Raw genomic sequence first — 19,727 nt, 5'->3', positions numbered from 1 at the left:
CCCGACGTATTCGGTGCCCGAAGCTCGATCGGTGCCGCAGGGCACAAGACATGGACCGACGTGCGACGCACCAAAACACCGGCTCGCCCTCCCCCACGCCGCTCCGGGCTCCCCCACCCCGGGGCGCCCACGCGCACCGACCGACCCTCACGCACCCCGATCCCGACGTATTCGGTGCCCGAAGCTCGATCGGTGCCGCAGGGCGTGCCGCGCAGGCCAGCCCGGCACAAACAGCACCGCCCCGCTCTCCGAGGAGAGCGGGGCGGTGCGATGCGGTCGCGCGGAGCCTTACAGGCCGGCGACGTCGAGCGGGATGCCCGGGCCGAAGGTCGTCGAGACGGCGCCCTTCTGCACGTACTTGCCCTTGGCCGACGACGGCTTCAGGCGCGAGATCTCCTCGAGCACCGAGTTGATGTTATCGGTGAGCTGCTCGGCCGAGAACGAGGCCTTGCCGACGATGAAGTGCACGTTGGCGTGCTTGTCGACGCGGAACTCGATCTTGCCGCCCTTGATGTCCTCGACGGCCTTGGCCGTGTTGGGGGTGACGGTGCCGGTCTTGGGGTTCGGCATGAGGCCGCGGGGGCCGAGCACCTTGCCCAGACGACCGACCTTGCCCATGAGCTCGGGGGTCGCGACAGCCGAATCGAAGTCGGTGTAGCCTGCGGCCACCTTCTCGATCAGCTCGTCGCCACCCACCTCGTCGGCGCCGGCGGCGATGGCGGCCTCAGCGGCCGGGCCCACCGCGAACACGATGACGCGCGCGGTCTTGCCGGTGCCGTGGGGGAGGTTGACGGTGCCGCGCACCATCTGGTCGGCCTTGCGGGGATCCACGCCGAGCTTGACGGCGACCTCGACGGTCGAGTCGGTCTTGGTGGAACCGGTCTCCTTCGCCAGGGCCACGGCCTCAGCGGGAGTGTAGAACTTGCCTGCCTGGATCTTCTCGGCAGCGGCGCGGTACGCCTTCGACTTCTGTGCCATGTGTCCTACCCCTTAGCCTTCGACCGTGATGCCCATGGAGCGGGCGGTGCCGGCGATGATCTTCGATGCTGCGTCGAGGTCGTTCGCGTTGAGATCGGCCTGCTTCTGCTCGGCGATCGCGCGGACCTGCTCGGCGGTGACCTTCGCCACCTTGACGGTGTGGGGAGTGCCGGAGCCCTTCTGCACGCCAGCAGCCTTCTTCAGCAGCTCGGCCGCCGGAGGGGTCTTGAGCACGAAGGTGAACGAGCGATCCTCGTAGACCGTGATCTCGACGGGCACGATGTTGCCGCGCTGGGATTCCGTGGCCGCGTTGTAGGCCTTGCAGAACTCCATGATGTTGACGCCGTGCTGACCCAGCGCGGGACCCACGGGGGGTGCCGGGTTGGCGGCGCCGGCTGCGATCTGAAGCTTGATCAGACCGGTAACCTTCTTGGCCTTTGCCATGATTGTTTCCTTTCGATCGAACCCGCGCGGTTGCGCGTGCTCTCCCGCTCTCCCCGGCCGGTCCGGGGTGCGGTGTCCGTCTGCGCCGCGCACGCCACGAGGGCGCGCGAAGACGCAAACCAGGCAAGTCTACCGGATCCGCCCCGATCCCGCACCCCACGCCCTTCGCGCGCGCTCATCCCCGTTCTCGACCCCAGCCCCTCTCGCCCGTCCTTCTCGCACCCGCCCTTTCTCGCGCCCGCCCCTACCGCGCTGACCTGACCCGCCGACCCGGCCCCTTTCCCTTCACACTGTCCCTCCCCCAGTCCCCCTTCCCATGGCACCGATCGACGCTCAAGCACCTCGATCTCGGGAAAACCGGTGCGTGAGGGACTGTCTGAATAATGGTGTGTGAGGGTCCGGCCTGATCCGAAAGGAGATGGCCGTGGCTGACACGACCACTGTCGTTGTTGACGACGAGATGATTGATCCCGTGACCGGGGAGATCATCGATCAGAAAGAACTCGCAGAACGCTTGCTCGCGCAGGCGAAGGAGCAGGGCGTGAGCCTGACGGGGCCGGGCGGCCTGCTCAGCCAGCTCACGAAGAACGTCCTCGAGACCGCGCTGAATGCCGAGTTGACCGAGCACCTCGGCCACGAGCACGGCGGGACCCCAATCGGCGAGAACATGCGTAACGGGACGCGGGTCAAGACGGTGCTGACAGAGATCGGCCCCGTCGAGATCGAAGTCCCGCGAGATCGAGACGGGTCGTTCGAGCCGGTGATCGTCCCCAAGCGGAAACGCCGACTGGACGGCATCGATCAGATCGTTCTGTCCCTTTCCGCTCGGGGGTTGACGACCGGTGAGATCGCTGCGCATTTCGACGAGGTCTATGGGGCGAAGGTCTCCAAGGACACGATCAGCCGGATCACCGAGAAGGTCGCCGGGGAACTCGCCGAATGGTCGAGCAGGCCGTTGGATGCGCTCTACCCGGTGATCTTCGTCGACGCGATCGTGGTGAAGGTCCGTGACGGGCAGGTGAGGAACACCCCGTTCTATGTCGTGATGGGCGTCACCGTGAACGGGGAACGCGACATCCTCGGCATCTGGGCCGGTGACGGTCAGGAGGGTGCGAGGTTCTGGCTGCAGGTGTTCACCGAGCTGAAGAACCGGGGTGTCGAGGACGTGCTCATCGCGGTCTGCGACGGGCTGAAGGGTCTCCCGGAGGCGATCAACACCACTTGGGAGCAAACGGTCGTCCAGCAGTGCATCGTCCATCTGATCCGCAACAGCTTCCGCTACGCCGGGCGGCAACACCGCGACGCGATCGTCCGTTCCCTCAAACCCGTCTACACGGCCCCGTCGGAGCAGGCGGCGAAGGATCGGTTCGAGGAGTTCGCCGCCGAGTGGGGCGGACGGTATCCGGCGATCGTGCAGCTCTGGAAGAACAGCTGGGCGGAGTTCGTGCCGTTCCTCGAGTATGACGTCGAGATCCGGCGGGTGATCTGCACGACCAACGCGATCGAGTCAATCAACGCTCGCTATCGGCGCGCCGTGAGAGCTCGGGGGCACTTTCCCAACGAGGCCGCCGCGCTGAAATGTCTCTACCTCGTGACGCGGTCGCTTGACCCGACTGGCGGCGGAAGGGCACGCTGGGTGATGAGGTGGAAGCCCGCGCTGAACGCGTTCGCGATCACCTTCGCCGGACGGTTCGAGAAAACCACTCACGAATGAAAACCGCCGGATCCCACACACCGTTTATCGGACAGACCCGTGCGTGAGCGTCGATCGGTGCCGTGGGTGGGCATCGCAAAGGGATCGGCATCACGAAGGGCGTTGGAAGGTCGTTGCAAGGTCGTTGCAAGGGGTGGGAAGCGGCGTCACGAGGGTGCCGGGAAGGCATCGCGAGAGGCATAACAAGCGCGCTTCGCGGGGGCGTCTGGAGCGAACAGCGCACTCCGCTCACAAGCCGAAGTCGGGGCCGGATCGCAGCAGCTTCTCCACATTCAGGCTGTTCGGGCAGCGCCGTGCATGAGACGGCTGCACACTGAACGCATGTCCGTCGAACAGTCTCTGCTCACCGAAGGAGGAGTCGCGCGCACCTCGCGTCTCTTACGCCTCGGTCACTCGCCGCACCAGATCAGAAGAAGCATCGCGAGCGGGGAGGCGTCTCGTCCGCGCCGGGGCTGGCTCGCGCTCGCTTCGGCGGATCCCGAACTCGTTCTCGCTGCCCGCCACGGTGTCGTGCTCAGCTGCGTCACCCAGGCCGCTCGACTGGGGCTCTGGGTGCTGCGACACGATGAACTCCATGTGGCCGCGCCGCGTGGCCGCCACGTCGATCTGCCCGGAAGCGCGCGCGTGCACTGGCACGCCCCGCTGATCCCGCGGGGCCCCGGGCTGCTGGCCGACCACCTCGAGAACACCTTGGACTGCGTCGCCCGGTGCCGACCTCACGACGAGGCGCTCGCGGTGTGGGACTCCGCGCTGCAGCAGAGGCTCACCGACTATCCGAAGCTGGCCGCGCTCCCGCTGGGCCCGCGCGCCCGCAAGCTCCTGCTCGAGTGCACGCCGTTCTCCGATTCCGGCTTGGAATCGATCTTTCGCACCCGTCTGAGATGGCTCCGGATCCCGGTCCGCCCGCAGTGCTGGGCGCACGGGCGTCGCGTCGACTTCCTGATCGGCGACCGCCTGGTGGTGCAGATCGACGGCCGGGACCACGTGGGCAGACAGCGGACGGACGACAACGAGCACGATGCGGAGCTGAGGCTGCGCGGATACCGCGTGATCCGCGTCGGTTACGAGCAGGTCGTGCACCGCTGGCACGAGGTCGAGGCGATGATTCTGGAGGCACTCGCGCGAGGGCTGCACCTGGCGCGGTAGCGCCGCATTCATCGCGGCGCACCGATCGATGTTCAAACACCTCGATCGCCACGAAACAGGTGCTCGAGCGTCGATCGGTGAGGGAAGGGAGGGAAGAGGTGGGAGGAAGGAATGGAGGACCGCGGGCACAGACGAGGGCGGGCACAGACGGAGGTCCGCGGACACGGACGAAAGCGGGCACAGACGAGGGCGGGCACAGACGGAGGTCCGCGGGCACGGACGAAGGCGGGCACAGACGAAGGTCCGCGGGCACGGCAACACGAAGGGCCCCGCCGAAGCGGGGCCCTTCGCCGAAGAACGGGGGTCAGACCATCTTGGTGACCTGGTCGAAGCTGAGCTCGACCGGGGTCTCGCGCTCGAAGAGCGAGACGAGCACGGTGAGCTTGCCGGCCGCGGGGTTGATCTCGCTGATCGTGCCGGGCAGGCCCTCGAAGGAGCCCGACTTGATGGTGATGGTCTCGCCGATCTCGAAGTCGATCTCGACGTTGCCCTGAGCTGCGGCGGTCGCGGCGGCCTTGCCCTTGGCGGCGGCGGTCGGCTCGAACTCGACGGTGCTCTTCAGCATCTCGAACGCCTCGTTGAGGCGCAGCGGCACGGGGTTGTGCGCGTTGCCGACGAAGCCCGTCACGCCCGGGGTGTGACGCACGACCGACCAGGTGGTCTCGTTGAGGTTCATGCGAACGAGCACGTAGCCGGGGATGCGCACGCGCGTCACCATCTTGCGCTGGCCGTTCTTGACCTCCATGACCTCTTCCATGGGGACCTGGATCTCGTAGATGTCGTCGACCGCGCCCATCGTCTCGCGACGGTTCCAGAGGTTCGACTTCACCTTGCGCTCGTACCCGGCGTAGGTGTGGATCACGAACCACTTGCCCGGGCGGCGGCGCAGATCCTTCTTGAACGCCTTGTAGGGATCCTCGGCGGCCTCGGTCTCCTCCTCGACCTCCTCGTCCACGATGGCGCTGGCCGCAGCGGCGGCCTCCTCGGCGCTGTCGATGTCGAGCGCATCCTCCACCGCGGCGTCGGCGACGGGGTCGGTCGACTGCACCAGCGCGTCGAGCGCCGCGTCGAGCTCGGCCTCGGGGTTGTTGTTCTCGCTCGTCATCTGTTCTTGCTTTCCTTGATCGGGATTCGGGATCGGACGCTCACCGGCCCGCAGGTCAGGCGAGCGGCGTTCCGAAGATGAAGACGGTCACCCAGCCGAACGCCTGATCGAGCACCCACACGAGGCCCATCATGATCAGAACGAACGCGATCACCACGATGGTGAAGTTGATGAGCTCCTTGCGGGTCGGGGTGACGACCTTCTTCAGCTCGGCGATCACCTGCTGGATGAACAGCACCACCCGGCTGAACCAATTGCGCTTGGCAGCGCGATCGGCCTTGGCGCGCTCAACCAGACCGCCGCCGCTCTCCTCGACTTCACTGCTGCTCACTGGCGTGTCCTTTCAACTCACCCGGCCGGGGCTCTCGCGCCGCACGGGATGTGGCAGGGCGGACAGGACTCGAACCTGCAACCTGCGGTTTTGGAGACCGCTGCGCTACCAATTGCGCCACCGCCCTATGGGATTTACGACCATCACTCTTCGCCCTCTGGGCATGAAAAATTATGGCGAAAGTCAATCACCGTGGATCACTCTACGCGATCCGGCATCGCTTGTCGAACCGGCACGGCGCGCGGGGCGCCCCGCGCGAGCCCCGACGGGCCCGCCCGCGGCGGCGCCGACGCGCCTGGGATCCCCCTCCGAAACGCGCCGTCCGGCACCGCTCAGCGGGTAGTCTGTCAGGGTGACCAACATCTCCCGTCTTTCGAAGAAGATCGCCGCCATCGCCGAGTCCGCGACCCTCAAGGTCGACGCGAAGGCGAAGGCCCTCCAGGCCGAGGGCCGTCCGGTGATCAGCTACGCCGCAGGCGAGCCCGATTTCCCCACGCCGGCCCACATCGTCGATGCGGCCCGCGCCGCGCTCGACGACCCCAAGAACTTCCGCTACACGGCGGCCACGGGCCTGCCCGAGCTGCGCGAGGCGATCGCCGCGAAGACCGCCCGCGATTCGGGCTGGGAGGTGCCCGCGTCGCAGGTGATCGTCACGAACGGCGGCAAGCAGGCCGTCTACCAGTCGTTCCAGGTGCTGCTCGATCCGGGCGACGAGGTGCTCGTGCCCGCGCCCTACTGGACCACCTACCCCGAGGCGATCCAGCTCGCCGACGGCCTTCCCGTCGAGGTGTTCGCGGGCGCGGATCAGGGATACAAGGTGACCGTCGAGCAGCTCGAGGCCGCCCGCACCGAGCGCACCAAGGTGCTGCTCTTCGTGTCGCCCTCCAACCCCACCGGCGCCGTCTACTCTCCCGAGGAGACGAAGGCGATCGGCGAGTGGGCCGAGGCGAACGGGTTGTGGATCGTGGCCGACGAGATCTACCAGAACCTCGTGTACGACGGTGTGCGCGCCGTCTCCATCGTGGAGGCCGTGCCCGCGCTGCAGGATCGCACGATCCTCGTGAACGGCGTCGCGAAGACCTACGCGATGACCGGCTGGCGGCTCGGCTGGATGGTCGGCCCCGCCGACATCGTGAAGGGCGCGGCGAACCTGCAGTCGCACCTCTGCTCGAACGTGAACAACATCGCGCAGCGCGCGGCGATCGCGGCGCTGACCGGTCCGCAGGAGCCGATCGAGCAGATGCGCCTCGCCTTCGACCGCCGCCGCAACCTCATCGTCGAAGAGCTCAACAGCGTGCCGGGCTTCAACTGCCCCACCCCCGAGGGCGCCTTCTACGCCTACGTCGACGTGACCGGGGCGCTCGGCAAGACCTACCGCGGCGTCACCCCCGCGACCTCGCTCGAACTGGCCGACCTGATCCTCTCCGAGGCCGAGGTCGCCGCGGTGCCCGGTGAGGCGTTCGGCCCCTCGGGCTACCTGCGCTTCAGCTACGCGCTGGGCGACGAGGCGCTCGTCGAGGGTGTGCGCCGCATCCGGGCGCTGCTCTCGGAGTAAGAGGGGCAGACTCGCAGGGTCGGGCTGCGCCGCTCGGGATCGCTCCCGGACGGCGCAGCCCGACCTTTTTGCGCGAGGCGGGCGCCGCCGCCTCAGTAGCCGCGCAGCACCTGGTCGAGCACCTGGTCGACGCTCTGATCGCGGCGGAACAGGAGCCAGTCGAGGCAAGCGCCCGCGAGCGCGCCGAAGAAGGCGGCGCCCGCGGTCTCGGTGATCTCGTGCGGGGCGCGCCCGCCCCCTCGGGCGGCCTCCGCGTCGCGCAGCACGTCTCGGTAGCGCACCACGACCGAGGAGCGGGCGAGCTCCATCGCGCCCGCCCACGCCCGGTCGGTGCGGAAGATCTCGGACGCCATGAGCTTGGCGAGGTCGAGATTGCCCCGAAGGGTCTCGAGGGTGGCGGCGGCGACCGCGCGCGGCAGGCGAGCCGCGTCGCCCGCCGCCCGCGATCGCGCCTCGTCGACGGCGGCGCCGAGCCGCTCGAAGCCGTCGCGCATCACCTGCTCGAAGATCGCGTCCTTCGACGAGAAGTTGTAGTACAGGCTGCCCTTCGCCACTCCCGCGGCCTCGGCGATCTGATCCATCGACGCACCGCTGATCCCGTGCTGCGCGGCGACGCGCACCGCCGCCTCGGTGATGAGCTGCTTCGTGTTGACCCGTGCCATGGTTCCATCTTCGCCTAGATCGCGAGCTCGGGGTGCAGCCGCCCCACCGTCCACACCTTCTGGCGACGGGCGGCCACCGCGCTGATCGCGAGCGAACCCACGAGCACGCCGACCATCACGAACAACGACCCCCAGAACCGGGCGTCGATCCCGCCGCCGATGAGCTGCCGCAGCCCCTCGACCACGTAGGAGGCCGGCATGAACGGGTGCAGCGCCTGGAAGAAGGCGGGGGTCGTCTCGACGGGGTAGGTGCCGCCCGACGACGACAGCATGAGCATCAGCAGCACGAGACTCACCACGCGGCCGGTCGCGGTGCCGAGCAGCGCGATGAACATCTGCTGCAGGGCGAGGAAGGCGAGGGTAACGAGCAGCATGAAGGCGGCCATACCCATCCAGTGCGCGGGCCGCATGCCGATGCCGAACACCAGCACGAGCATCATGATGGCCACCTGACCGACGCCGATGAGGGCGGCCGGCCAGAATCCGGTGAGCACCGATCGCAGTCCCGAGACGTTCGAGGCGAGCGGGCGGCGAGGCAGCGGCCTCAGGATCAGCCAGGTGATGAGCGCCCCCACGAACGAGGCGAGCGCGATGAAGAACGGGGCGAAGCCCTCTCCGAAGCCCTGCACCTCGTTCTCGGTGTGCTCGGCGAGCTGCACCGGCGCGGCCATCGTCTCGGCGATGCGGTCGCCCTGCCCCGGCGCGAAGTCGGGCGCTTCGGCGGCGCCGTCGGCGAGCTGCCCGGCGAAGGTCGCCGCTCCGGCGTCGACCTCGGCCGCCCCCTCGGCGAGCTGCTGCGACTTGCCGCTCGCCTGCTGCGCGCCGTCGTCGAGCTGCTGTGCGCCCGCGGCGAGCGCTGGAGTCTTCGACGCGAGCTCGCCCGCGCCGGAGGAGAGCTGCTGCACACCGCTCGCGAGCTCCCCGCTCTTCGCCGAGAGGGTCTGCGCGCCCCCGGAGAGTTCGGAGAGCTTGTCGGCGAACTGCGCGCCGCCCGCGTAGGCGGTGCCGCTCTTCTCCGCGAGGGTCGCGGCTCCGGTCGAGAGCTGGGCGGCGCCCGTGCCGAGCAGGCCGGCCTTCTCGTCGAGCTGGGAGATCCCGTCGCGCAGGGCGTCGGCTCCGGTCGCGAGCTGCTGCGCGCTGCCGACGGCCTGCTGCGTCGACGCGTCGAGATCGGCGGCTCCCGCGGCGAGCCGTGTGGCGCCGTCGGCGAGCTGGGCGGATCCGTCGCGGACCTGGCCCGCACCGTCGGCGAGCGCCTGGATCGAGGATCCGCCCGATTGCAGCACCGCGTCGAGTTCGGCGAGCGTCATCGAGGGGTTCGCGGCGGCGAGCGCCGCGATGCTCTCGGCGCCCGTGGCGACCCGCGCCGCGCCGGAGCTCACACCCTCGGCCCCCGTCGACACCTCGGTCGCCGCGGAGTCGAGTTGGGCCGCCCCCGCGCCGAGCTGCGAGAGACCGCCGGAGAGCGCGTTCGCGCCGTCGGCGAGGCTCTCGCCGGCGCCGGCGAGCTGATGCGTGCCCTCGGCGAGTGCCCGGCTGCCCGCGGCGAGTTCGTTCGACTTCGAGGCGAGGGCGCCCGCCCCAGCACTCAGCTGCCCGAGGCCGTCGCGCAGCTCGCCCGACTTGCTCGCGGCCTCGCCGGCGCTGGCCGAGATCTGCGCGGCGCCCCCGTTGAGCTGCGCACTGCCGTCGCGGGCGCGCTCGGCGCCGCTCGCGAGCTGCCGGGTGCCGTCGACGAGCGCGGGAGCCTGGCCGGCGAGCTGCGCCGTGCCGTCGGCGAGCTGCCCGAGACCCACGCTCAGCTTCTCGCTGCCGTCGGCCACCTGGGCCGTGCCGGTCTCGAGCGTGTCGGCGGCGTCGGCGGCCTTGCGGGTGCCGTCGCTCAGCTGCTCGACGCCCACGAGCACCTGCTCGGCCGCGGTCTGCGTGGCGGTCTGGGCGACCGCGTCGCGCAGCTGCACCATGGCCTGCTTGCCCAGCGTGGAGGCGAGGAACGAGTTGTTGTCGTTGTAGACGACCTCGATCTCACCGGCTTTCGGGTCGTCCTGCAGACCGGCGAGGGTGCGGGAGAAGTCGCTCGGGATCGTCACGGAGAAGTAGACGTCGCCGTCGCCGACCGCGCGAGCCGCGGCGTCGGCGTCGAGCGGCTGCCAGTCGAGATCCTCGCCCTGCTGCAGCTGCTCGAGCACGTCGTCGCCGGCCGCGAGGGCGGAGCCACCGGGCTTCTCGGCGGGTTCGTCGAGGTTGACGATCGCGACGGGCAGTTTGTCGAGGTGGTCGGTGGGTGCCCAGAACGCCCAGAGGTAGAGGGCGCCGTAGATGAGCGGGATGACGAGGAGCACGCCGAGGGCGATCTTCGGCAGGGCGCCCTGGCGGAAGCGCTTCAGCTCGGTGCTGCGGGTGAACAGTGACATGGGGTTCTTTCTGGGGCTGCTGGGCCGGTGATTCAGAGTTCGATGAGGGCGGGGGCGGCGCCCGCCGGGAGCGCTCGTTCGAGGAGGGCGGCGTCGCCCGGGTCGCTGCTCGCCAGCACGATGCGGATCCCCTGCTGCGCCAGATCGCTCAGACGTTCGGCGATGAGGGCACGATCGGCGGGGTCGCGGAGCGCGTCGAAGTCGTCGACGACGAGCAGTCGCGGGGTCTCGATGAGGGCGAGCGAGACCCTCACGAGCATCTCCTCCGAGGGGCTGAGGTCGCGCACGAGCAGGGCCGGACCCGGCTGCTCGAGGTCTCCGAACGCGTCGGCGAGCAGTTCGCGTGCGAGCTGCGGGGTGATGCGCGGCGTGCGGCGGTACCAGGGCAGTGCCCAGCTCAGCCGCTCGCGCAGCGTGGCGCCGAGCGTGACGGCGGGTTCGAGCGCGTCGACGGCCTCGAATCCGACGAGTCCGGTGAGACGCCGGATCTCGGCGGGGCTCGTCGCGCCCATCGTGCTGAGCGATCCGCCGCTCAGCTGCATGCGGCCCGCGATCGAGAGCAGCAGCGAGGTGCGCCCGCTGCCGCGGGGGCCGAGCACGACGGTGACGAGGCTGCGGCTGGTCGCGGTGAGGGGCCCGAAGACGGGCCCTCGGGAGCCGCGCACGTGGGCGGCTCGCAGTTCGACGGTGGCGGATCCGGCGGTGGCGGATCCGCGCCTCCCGCGGTCCTCGCCCGGTGCTGCCGCGATGACGACGGTCTCGTTGCTGCTCACGTCGATCCTTTCGATGCATTTTCTTGAACTGACTAGTCAGTCTAAATCTCTCTGGGGGAACCGTCAAGGCCGCGGCCCCCGAAGGCGCCGGACCGGCGGACGGCGGCACGCCGAGAGAGCGCGCACGAGAGCCGGCCGGCCCCTCCCGCGGCGCCGCTCGAGTCGCTTCCGTCGACCGGAGAGACCCCCGGGAATAACCTCCGCGCGGCCGCGTTAGATTTACATGCAAGCGCATATAATTGGGCGCAACAACAGAACGGAGCACCCCATGGAGTTCGGGATCTTCTCGGTCAGCGACGTGACCCGCGATCCGGTCAGCGGCGAGACCCCCAGCGAGGCCGAGCGCATTCAGGGCCTCGCGACCATCGCGAAGCACGCCGAGGAGGTGGGCCTCGACGTCTTCGCCATCGGCGAGCATCACAACCCGCCGTTCTTCTCGTCGAGCCCGTCGACCTTCCTCGCCTACATCGCCGGGCAGACCGAGCGCCTGAAGCTCAGCACGAGCACCACCCTCATCACCACGAACGACCCGGTGCGCGTCGCCGAGGAGTACGCGATGCTGCAGCACCTCGCCGGGGGCCGAATGGACCTCATGCTCGGGCGCGGCAACACCGTCCCCGTCTACCCCTGGTTCGGCAAGGACATTCGCAGCTCGCTGCCGCTCGCGCTCGAGAACTACAACCTGCTGCACCGCCTGTGGCGCGAAGACGTGGTCGACTACGAGGGCAACTTCCGCACCCCTCTGCAGGGCTTCACGAGCACCCCGCGCCCCCTCGACGACGTGCCACCCTTCGTGTGGCACGGATCGATCCGCACCCCCGAGATCGCCGAACAGGCCGCCTACTACGGCGACGGCTTCTTCGCGAACCACATCTTCTGGCCGTCCGAGCACTCGCTGCGCCTCATCGACTTCTACCGAGAGCGCTACGAGCACTACGGGCACGGCAGCGCCAAGCAGGCGATCGTCGGCCTCGGCGGGCAGACCTTCATCGCGAAGAAGTCGCAGGATGCGATCGACGGCTTCCGCCCCTACTTCGACGAGGCCCCGGTCTACGGCCACGGGCCGCGCATGGAGGACTTCATGACCCAGACCCCGCTGAGCGTCGGCAGCCCGCAGGAGGTCATCGACAAGACCCTCACGTTCCGCGAGACCTTCGGCGACTACCAGCGCCAGATGTTCCTCATCGACCACGCCGGCCTGCCGCTCAAGACCGTGCTCGAGCAGCTCGACCTGCTGGGCGAGGAGGTCGTTCCGGTGCTGCGCCGCGAGCTCGCCGCACGCCGCGACCCCGAGGTGCCCGAATCGCCGACCCACGCGAGCCTCGTGCGCGCCAAGTACGGCGACGAGGCCCCCCGGCAGCCGCGACCGCGCGCGAACCGCGGTGATAACGTGACGGGCGGATCGCCCTACCTCGACAGCGCGGGCGGATCAGGGGCCGCATTCGGCCTCCGCTGATCCGCCCCCTCGATCGGAGAATCCCATGAACACCGAACGCATCGATCTCAGACTCGCGAACGAGGCCTGGGAGTCGCTCATGACCGCGCACGCGCGGCTCACGGCGATCTTCGCGAGCGAGAGCATGTGGCAGGAGGCCGCCATGCGGGAGTACGACGTGCTCTACACGCTCGCGAAAGGGGACGGCCCCATGCGCCTCTGCGAGGTCCAGGACGGCGTGCTGCTCAGCCAGCCCGCACTCTCGCGCATGATCGACCGGCTCGTCGCCCGCGGCCTGCTGCACCGCGAGACCGACCCCGACGACGGCCGGGCCGTGCGCATCTCGCTCACCGAGGAGGGCGCGCGCGTGCAGCGCGAAACCGGGCGTGCGCACGCGAAGAGCGTGGGCCGCGAGCTCGGCGCCGCCCTCTCACCCGAGGAGATGCGGGATCTGCGCGCGCTCTGCGGCAAGCTCGCATCCCGGCCCGAGCGCGACTCGTAGGCCCTCGGCGGGCACCGCCCGCCTCCCCGACCACAGCTTTCCATCACCCTTCACCCGAGGAGCCCCCATGCTGCACACCCTCGACACGCCCGCCGCCGGCGCCGAGCGCCCCGAAGCCCGCACCCTCGCGGTCATCAGCGCAGGCACGAGCGACCCCTCCACCACCTCGATGTTCGCGAGCCGCATCGCCGATCGCGCCGCGGCGCTCGCCGCGCAGCGCGGCATCGAACTGCGGGTGCGGTTCGTCGACCTGCGCGCGCTCGCGCAGGACATCACGACCGCCCTCGTCTCGCAGCACGTCTCACCCGCACTGCAGGAGGCGAGCGACGCGCTGCGCGACGCCGACGCGCTCGTCGTGTCGACACCCGTCTACAAGGCGGGCCCCAGCGGGCTGTTCACCTCGTTCTTCCAGGCGCTCGACAACGACCTGCTCATCGGCACGCCCGTCGTGCTCGCGGCGACCGCCGGCAGCTCGCGCCACGCGCTCGTGGTCGACGACCAGCTGCGCGGGCTCTTCGCCTACCTGCGCACCGTCACCGCGCCCACGTCGCTCTTCGCCGCCCCCGAGGACTGGAACAGCGGCGACCTCGGCAAGCGCATCAACCGCGCGGCGGCCGAGCTGATCGCGCTGATCGCGGGCGGCTTCCGCGAGACGGTGCGCGGCGACTCGTGGGGCGGATACCAGCACTCCTTCGGCAGCGCGGGAGGCACCGAGCTCGGCATCGACCTCGACACCGACCTCATGCGGCTGGCGACCGGGGGCTGAACGCCCCGGGCCCGCGCGTCGCAGCGGGCGGGCGCCCGACTCCGGCCGCCTCGCTCAACTCGAGATCCACGGGCCCCGCTGCGCGCGCGAGAGGGCGAAGAGTGCTCCGATCGCTCCGAATCGGGGCACTGTTCGCCCACTCGAGTTGCTCCCACGGAGAGGCGGGGACTGCCTGCGCGGCTCGGAGACGCCGACCCGACCCCGTCGCGCGGCGTTCGGATCGCCCCGCGGAAGCCCTACGCGGCGTCGCCGGCCGAGATCGCGGCGGCCTCCTCCTCGGCGGTCTCGTGAGGCGAGCCGACCCGGTGCAGCAGGTGGCCGACGCTCGCGAGCACGACGATCGAGACCACGAGCGAAGCGGCGCCGATCCAGTAGGGCGCGGGCGCGCCCAGGGCCGCGGCGAGGGGGCCCGCCACGGCGGGTGCGATGGCGCCGCCGATGAAGCGCACTGCCGAGTAGGTCGACGACGCCACGTTGCGCGGCAGGTCGGTCGCCACCATCACCGCCTCGGTGAGCGCGGTGTTCATCACGCCCAGCAGCAGGCCGCTCACCACCACGACCGTGACGAGCCCCGGCAGCGAATGCACGAAGACGCCGAGCAGCACGAGGCAGATCGTGAGGCCCCCGAGCATCGTGAAGAGCACGGGCCGCAGACCGAATCGGCGCGTCAGCACGGGGGCGACGAGCACCGAGGTGATCGCGAGGGCGAGGCCCCAGCCGAAGAAGACGAGGCCCAGCTCGTGCACGCCGAACGCCGCCACGCCCGCGGCCTTCGCCGCGGCCTCCATGGGGTAGGGGCTGTAGGCGAGCAGCACGAAGAAGCCGAAGTTGTAGAAGAACGCGACCGCGGCCAGTGCGAGCAGCGCGGGGTTGCCGAGGGCCTTGAATCCGGCGACGAGCGAGGGCCGCTCGGCCCGGGCCGCGGCGCGCTGCTCGGCGGTCTGCTTCGGGGTGCGCAGCAGCACCAGGATCGCCAGCAGCGCGACCGCCATGAGCACGGCGGTGCCGAAGAACGGGCCTCGCCACGAGATGGATCCGAGGGCGCCGCCCACGAGCGGGCCGATGGCCATGCCGACGCCGAGTGCGGCTTCGTAGAGCACGATCGCCTGGCGCGATCCGCCCGAGGCGGCGCCGACGATCGCGGCGAGCGCGGTCGAGATGAAGAGCGCGTTGCCGAGGCCCCAGCCGGCGCGGAACCCGATGATCTCGCCGACCGTACCGGAGGCTCCCGCAAGGGCGGCGAAGACCACGATCAGCACGAGGCCCGTCACGAGCGTCCAGCGCACGCCGATGAGCCCGGAGACCCAGCTCGTGAAGAACATCGCGATGCCCGTGATGAAGAGGTAGCTCGTGAAGAGCAGCATGGTCTGGCTGGCGCTCGCACCCAGTTCATGGCTGATGGCCGGCAGGATCGGGTCGACGAGGCCGATGCCCATGAAGGAGATCGCGCAGGCGAAGGCGATCGCCCAGACGGCGGTGGGCTGACGCAGGATCGACGCCTTGCGCGCGGGGGCGGGCCCCGGCGCGGTCGGGTCGGGAACCGGGATGGATCCGGTGGCGGGCGTGGATTCGGTGACGGTGGACGTGGTGGCTCCTCGGGGTGGATGGGGTGTGGTGGCGGCGAGGTGCGGATCAGGCCCGCGGATCGCCGATCCGCTCGCTCAGCTGCTGCATCAGCTCGACCGCTCGGGCGAGCGTGGCGCGGTCGAAGTCGGAGAGTTCGCCGAGGTGGGGTCGCACCCGGTCGGCGGCGATGCGCCGGTACTCGTCGAGCGCGGCTCGGCCGGCCTCGGTGATGGCCACGCGGGAGGCGCGGCCGTCATCGGGGTCGGGGCTGCGGTCGACCCAGCCCTCGTGCTCGAGCCGCTGCACGAGCCCGGTCATGGAGGGCTGTGCCACGCGCTGCTGCTGCGCGAGTTCGCTGACCCGCGCCGAGCCGGTCTGTTCGAGGTCGGCCAGCACCCGCCAGGCGACCAGGGAGTAGCCCACCCCGGCGGTGCGCCCCGCGATGCGCGCGAAGCGGCCGCTGGTGCGCGTGAGTTCAAGCGCAAGCGCATCGAGACCCGATGCGTTCTTACCGTTCTTCTCGATCACAGCGACCACTATACGCCCATTTGCATAGTAAAGCTATGCAAATGATGATCGGCGGAGCGCCGACCTGCCGAGCCCCCACCCCGCGAAGGATCTCCGCAGTTCAGACCGGAGATCTCAGCTCAGGAGGTCGATTCGGCGCAGAACCTCCGTCTGAGCTGCGATCCCCTGCCTGAACTGCGCCCGCCCGCGATCCGCCGCGCACCCTTGACGCGCGCAGGTGTTCCCTGCAGGCTGGCAGCACCGACGACGAACGAGCCAGAGGAGCCTCCCATGATCTTCGTCAATCTGACCACCACCGACCTCGACCGCAGCAAAGCCTTCTACACGGCACTCGGATGCAGCATCAACCCGATGTTCACCGACGAGAACGCCGCCTGCGTCGTCTGGGACGACCAAACCTTCTTCATGATGCTCACCCGCGAGCACTTCGCACAGTTCACCGACAAGCCCCTCGCCGACCCGCGCGAGAGCGCGCAGGTGATCGTGGCGCTCAGCCGGGACTCCCGCGCGCACGTCGACTCGACGGTCGAGGCCGGCCTCGCCGCCGGCGGCGTCGAGAACGGCGCCCCGCAGGACTACGGCTTCATGTACCAGCGCAGCATGCAGGATCCCGACGGCAACAACCTCGAATTCTCCTACATGGAGGCCCAGGCCGCGGAAGAGGGCCCCGGAGCCTACACCGACCAGCACGGCGCCGGCCCGGACCCCGTTCCGGGAACCAACAGCGACCATCACGGCCCCGGCAGCTACACCGATGAGCACGGTCCCGACACGGATACCGCTCCCGGCCGCTGAGCAGAGCCACTGGCCCACGACCGGGCCGACGATTCGTCACGGCGGATCGCGATCCGCCTCCCGGAAACGCCGAAGGGGCGGGATCACCGATCCTGCCCCCTTCACCGCGCCCGCGGGCGCGTCTCCGCGACCGCCTACGCCGCCACGAAGAAGAGGCGCTTGTTCGCGAACTCGCCGATGCCGAGCGGGCCCATCTCGCGGCCGAAGCCCGAGCGCTTCACCCCGCCGAACGGGATCTCCGCCGCCTCGGCCGCGATCGTGTTGACGTGCGACATGCCCACCTCGAGCCGCGAGGCGACGCGCGCTGCGCGCGCCTCGTCGGTCGAGAAGACGGAACCGCCCAGGCCGAGCGCGCAGTCGTTCGCGAGTTCGAGCGCCTCCTCGTCGCTCGACACCCGGTAGACGGTGGCGACGGGCCCGAAGATCTCCTCGCCGTACGACTCCGAGTCGCGCGGCACGCCCGTGAGCACGGCGGGCGAGTAGTAGGCCGCCGGACCGTCCGAGAGCACGCCGCCCGCCTCGAGCGTCGCTCCCTCGGAGACGGCCTTCTGCACCTGCGCGTGCACGGTCTCGGCCGCGACGCGGGTCGACAGCGGTGCGAACTCGCCCTCGGCGAGGTTCAGCTGGTCACCCGGCACGAGCCCCTCTGCCAGCTTCTTGAGCTCGGCGACGAACTCGTCGTAGATGTCGTCCATGACGATCAGGCGCTTGTTCGAGTTGCAGACCTGGCCGCCGTTGTAGACGCGGAAGTTCCACGCCTCGGCCGCGGTCGCCGCGACGTCGTCGCTGTCGAGCACCACCATCGGGTCGATGCCGCCGAGCTCGAGCACGCACTTCTTGAGGTGCTCGCCGGCCTGCGCGCCGATGATCGCGCCCGCACGCTCCGAACCGGTCAGCGAGACGCCCTGTACGCGGGGATCGGCGATCATCGACGCGATCTGACCGTGCGAGGCGAACACGTTCTGGTACCCGCCGACGGGCACGCCGGCCTCCTCGAAGATCTCCTGCACGGTGAGCGACGACCGCGCGCAGATGTCGGCGTGCTTCAGCAGGATCGTGTTGCCGAGCAGCAGGTTCGGCGCCGCGAAGCGGGCGACCTGGTAGTAGGGGAAGTTCCAGGGCATGACACCGAGCAGCACGCCGATGGGGCGGTGCTCGACGTAGGCCTTGCCTGGGATCGTGCTCGGGATCTCGTAGTCGGTGATGAGGCTCGGGCCGTGCACCGCGTAGTACTCGATGATGTCGCGCGCGAACTCGACCTCGTCGATCGACTCGGCGATCGACTTGCCCATCTCGGTCGCGATGATCCGGGCGAGCTCGTCCTTGCGCTCCTCGAAGATCTCGGCGGCGCGCTTCACGACGGCGGCGCGCTCCTGCACGCTCTTCTCGCGCCACTCGCGGTAGACCGCGTCGGCGCTCGCGACGGCGGCCTCGATGTCGGCGTCGGTCGCGCTGTCGAAGGTCTCGACGATCTCGCCCGTCGCGGGGTTCTGCACTCGGTACTTGGCCATGATGCTCCTTAGGTTGGTCGTATATACGCCTCAGCGGTGCAGCGGCCGCCATGGCCGCTGCACCGCTCGGGCGCTCGATGCGGGGTGGGGCTACTTCCCGGTGTAGTAGCCGTCGGCGACGCTCAGCGCCTCGTCGATGATGTCGAGACCCGTCACCAGATCCTCCTCGCTGATGATCAGCGGCGGGGCGATCTGCAGGCGGTTGCCGGCCGCGAACGGCCACAGGCCGGCGTTCTTGCAGGCGGCGACGACGGCGTTGAACGGCGCCGCGGCCTCGCCGGCCGCGTTGAACGGCACGAGCGGATCCCGGGTCTCGCGGTCGAGCACGAGCTCGAGCGCCCAGAACAGGCCCTTGCCGCGCACCTCGCCGATCGACGGGTGCTTCTCGGCGAGCTCGCGCAGGCGGGGCTCGACGACTCGCTCGCCCAGATCGCGCACGCGCTCGAGGATCTGCTCCTCCTCGAAGATGTCGAAGGTGGCGACACCTGCTGCTGCGCCGAGGGGGTGGCCGCTGTATGTGAGGCCGCCCGGGAACGAGCGATCGGCGAAGGTGTTGTGGATCGCCTCGGAGATGACGACGCCGCCGAGCGGCACGTAGCCCGAGTTGACGCCCTTGGCGAAGGTGACGAGGTCGGGGGTGACACCGAAGGCCTGGAAGGCGAACCACTCGCCCGTGCGGCCGAAGCCCGCCATGACCTCGTCGCAGATCATCACGATGCCGTGCCTGTCGCAAAGCTCGCGCACGCCCTCGAGGTAGCCGGGGGTGGGCACGAGGATGCCGTTGGTGCCGGTCACGCTCTCGAGGATGATGGCGGCGATGGTGTTCGGGCCCTCGAGCTGGATGGTGTGCTCGAGGTGCTGCAGAGCGCGCTCGGTCTCCTGCTCGGGCGTCTCGGCGTAGAACTCGGAGCGGTACGGGTAGGGGCCGAAGAAGTGCACGACGCCCGCGTCGGGGGTGCCGTTCGCCCAGCGCCGAGGCTCGCCCGTGAGGGTGATCGCGGTCGCGGTGGAGCCGTGGTACGAGCGGTAGCGGGCGAGCACCTTCTGGCGGCCGGTGTGGTGACGGGCCATGCGCACCGCGTACTCGTTGGCGTCGGCTCCGCCGTTCGTGAAGAACACCGAGCGGGCGCCCTCGAACGAGTGCTCGACGACGCGCTTCGCGAGCTCGCCGCGCACGTCGTTCGCCATCGCGGGCTGGATCGTGGCCATGCGGCCGGCCTGATCCTGGATCGCCTTCACGAGGCCGGGATGCTGATGACCGAGGTTGAGGTTCACGAGCTGCGAGGAGAAGTCGAGGTACTCCTTGCCGTCGTAGTCCCAGAAGCGCACGCCCTCGCCCTTGGCGACGGGCAGCGGGTTGATCTGCGCCTGCGCCGACCACGAGTGGAAGACGTAGTCGCGGTCGTTCTGGCGCACCTCGCGCTGCGCGTCGGTGTCGCCGAAGCTCTGCTCCGCACCGTTCAGGTCGATGAAGTCGGTCATCTGATTCCTTATTTCACGTG

18 protein-coding genes and 1 tRNA gene are annotated in these 19,727 nt (G+C 69.7%); 7 read left to right on the top strand and 12 right to left on the bottom strand.

The features are described 5' to 3' along the window. Positions 1–288 precede the first annotated feature (288 nt). The gene (gene rplA, locus Leucomu_RS01465) at positions 289–978 is read right to left on the bottom strand and encodes a 50S ribosomal protein L1 (protein WP_017884364.1); all 690 of its coding nucleotides are present in this window, start codon (positions 976–978) and stop codon (positions 289–291) included. A gap of 12 nt (positions 979–990) precedes the next feature. Continuing rightward, the gene (gene rplK, locus Leucomu_RS01460; protein WP_017884363.1) at positions 991–1,422 is read right to left on the bottom strand and encodes a 50S ribosomal protein L11; all 432 of its coding nucleotides are present in this window, start codon (positions 1,420–1,422) and stop codon (positions 991–993) included. 460 nt (positions 1,423–1,882) lie between these two features. On the opposite strand from rplK, the gene Leucomu_RS01455 reads away from it, so the two are divergent. Then, entirely contained in the window at positions 1,883–3,136 is a 1,254-nt protein-coding gene (locus tag Leucomu_RS01455) for an IS256 family transposase (RefSeq protein ID WP_228407350.1), read from the top strand. Between the two features lie 552 nt (positions 3,137–3,688). Further along, positions 3,689–4,282 (top strand): endonuclease domain-containing protein, encoded by a 594-nt coding sequence (locus tag Leucomu_RS01450; protein ID WP_228407183.1) that lies wholly within the window; start codon positions 3,689–3,691, stop codon positions 4,280–4,282. A gap of 304 nt (positions 4,283–4,586) precedes the next feature. Here Leucomu_RS01450 and nusG read toward each other — a convergent pair whose 3' ends face one another. The 3 genes from nusG to Leucomu_RS01435 all read right to left on the bottom strand — a co-directional run bounded on the left by nusG (position 4,587) and on the right by Leucomu_RS01435 (position 5,845). Beyond that, positions 4,587–5,387 (bottom strand): transcription termination/antitermination protein NusG, encoded by an 801-nt coding sequence (gene nusG / locus Leucomu_RS01445; RefSeq protein ID WP_128386109.1) that lies wholly within the window; start codon positions 5,385–5,387, stop codon positions 4,587–4,589. Positions 5,388–5,442: 55 nt separating this feature from the next. Then, the gene (gene secE, locus Leucomu_RS01440) at positions 5,443–5,718 is read right to left on the bottom strand and encodes a preprotein translocase subunit SecE (RefSeq protein WP_017884359.1); all 276 of its coding nucleotides are present in this window, start codon (positions 5,716–5,718) and stop codon (positions 5,443–5,445) included. A gap of 51 nt (positions 5,719–5,769) precedes the next feature. Continuing rightward, positions 5,770–5,845: transfer RNA gene (locus Leucomu_RS01435), tRNA-Trp, on the bottom strand. Positions 5,846–6,070: 225 nt separating this feature from the next. On the opposite strand from Leucomu_RS01435, the gene Leucomu_RS01430 reads away from it, so the two are divergent. Beyond that, complete coding sequence (locus tag Leucomu_RS01430; RefSeq protein WP_128386108.1) at positions 6,071–7,273, top strand: pyridoxal phosphate-dependent aminotransferase; 1,203 nt, start codon at positions 6,071–6,073, stop codon at positions 7,271–7,273. Between the two features lie 92 nt (positions 7,274–7,365). Here the strand turns inward: Leucomu_RS01430 and Leucomu_RS01425 are convergent, their stop codons facing one another. Genes Leucomu_RS01425 through Leucomu_RS01415 form a run of 3 tightly spaced genes read right to left on the bottom strand, consistent with a single transcriptional unit; the run spans position 7,366 to position 11,122 of the window. Further along, entirely contained in the window at positions 7,366–7,935 is a 570-nt protein-coding gene (locus Leucomu_RS01425) for a TetR/AcrR family transcriptional regulator (RefSeq protein WP_128386107.1), read from the bottom strand. Between the two features lie 14 nt (positions 7,936–7,949). After that, complete coding sequence (locus Leucomu_RS01420; protein WP_128386106.1) at positions 7,950–10,349, bottom strand: YhgE/Pip domain-containing protein; 2,400 nt, start codon at positions 10,347–10,349, stop codon at positions 7,950–7,952. A gap of 32 nt (positions 10,350–10,381) precedes the next feature. Further along, positions 10,382–11,122, bottom strand: a complete 741-nt coding sequence (locus Leucomu_RS01415; RefSeq protein WP_128386105.1) for an ATP-binding cassette domain-containing protein — start codon at positions 11,120–11,122, stop codon at positions 10,382–10,384. A gap of 268 nt (positions 11,123–11,390) precedes the next feature. Here Leucomu_RS01415 and Leucomu_RS01410 point away from each other — a divergent pair, with 268 nt between their 5' ends. From Leucomu_RS01410 to Leucomu_RS01400, 3 genes are all read left to right on the top strand, one after another. Next, on the top strand, positions 11,391–12,578 hold the full coding sequence (locus tag Leucomu_RS01410) for an LLM class flavin-dependent oxidoreductase (RefSeq protein ID WP_128386104.1): 1,188 nt from the start codon (positions 11,391–11,393) through the stop codon (positions 12,576–12,578). Positions 12,579–12,603: 25 nt separating this feature from the next. Continuing rightward, positions 12,604–13,059 carry a MarR family winged helix-turn-helix transcriptional regulator gene (locus Leucomu_RS01405; protein ID WP_128386103.1) on the top strand — a complete coding sequence of 152 codons (456 nt, stop codon included), beginning with the start codon at positions 12,604–12,606 and terminating at the stop codon, positions 13,057–13,059. A 67-nt stretch (positions 13,060–13,126) separates the two neighbouring features. After that, positions 13,127–13,825: a CE1759 family FMN reductase gene (locus Leucomu_RS01400; protein WP_128386102.1), complete on the top strand. Its 699-nt coding sequence runs from the start codon at positions 13,127–13,129 to the stop codon at positions 13,823–13,825. Between the two features lie 236 nt (positions 13,826–14,061). Here Leucomu_RS01400 and Leucomu_RS01395 read toward each other — a convergent pair whose 3' ends face one another. Beyond that, complete coding sequence (locus Leucomu_RS01395) at positions 14,062–15,261, bottom strand: MFS transporter (protein ID WP_128386101.1); 1,200 nt, start codon at positions 15,259–15,261, stop codon at positions 14,062–14,064. A 196-nt stretch (positions 15,262–15,457) separates the two neighbouring features. Continuing rightward, positions 15,458–15,919 (bottom strand): MarR family winged helix-turn-helix transcriptional regulator, encoded by a 462-nt coding sequence (locus tag Leucomu_RS01390; protein ID WP_228407180.1) that lies wholly within the window; start codon positions 15,917–15,919, stop codon positions 15,458–15,460. A 270-nt stretch (positions 15,920–16,189) separates the two neighbouring features. Between Leucomu_RS01390 and Leucomu_RS01385 the strand changes: the two genes are divergently transcribed. After that, on the top strand, positions 16,190–16,714 hold the full coding sequence (locus Leucomu_RS01385) for a VOC family protein (RefSeq protein WP_128386099.1): 525 nt from the start codon (positions 16,190–16,192) through the stop codon (positions 16,712–16,714). A gap of 134 nt (positions 16,715–16,848) precedes the next feature. Here Leucomu_RS01385 and Leucomu_RS01380 read toward each other — a convergent pair whose 3' ends face one another. Then, on the bottom strand, positions 16,849–18,225 hold the full coding sequence (locus tag Leucomu_RS01380; RefSeq protein ID WP_128386098.1) for an NAD-dependent succinate-semialdehyde dehydrogenase: 1,377 nt from the start codon (positions 18,223–18,225) through the stop codon (positions 16,849–16,851). Positions 18,226–18,315: 90 nt separating this feature from the next. Continuing rightward, on the bottom strand, positions 18,316–19,707 hold the full coding sequence (locus Leucomu_RS01375; RefSeq protein ID WP_128386097.1) for an aspartate aminotransferase family protein: 1,392 nt from the start codon (positions 19,705–19,707) through the stop codon (positions 18,316–18,318). Positions 19,708–19,727 lie beyond the last annotated feature (20 nt).

It is taken from the genome of Leucobacter muris, assembly GCF_004028235.1.
Lineage (GTDB): Bacteria > Actinomycetota > Actinomycetes > Actinomycetales > Microbacteriaceae > Leucobacter > Leucobacter muris.
The sequence above is the reverse complement of the archived record's forward strand: the minus strand, read 5'-3'. Positions and strand labels throughout refer to the sequence as shown.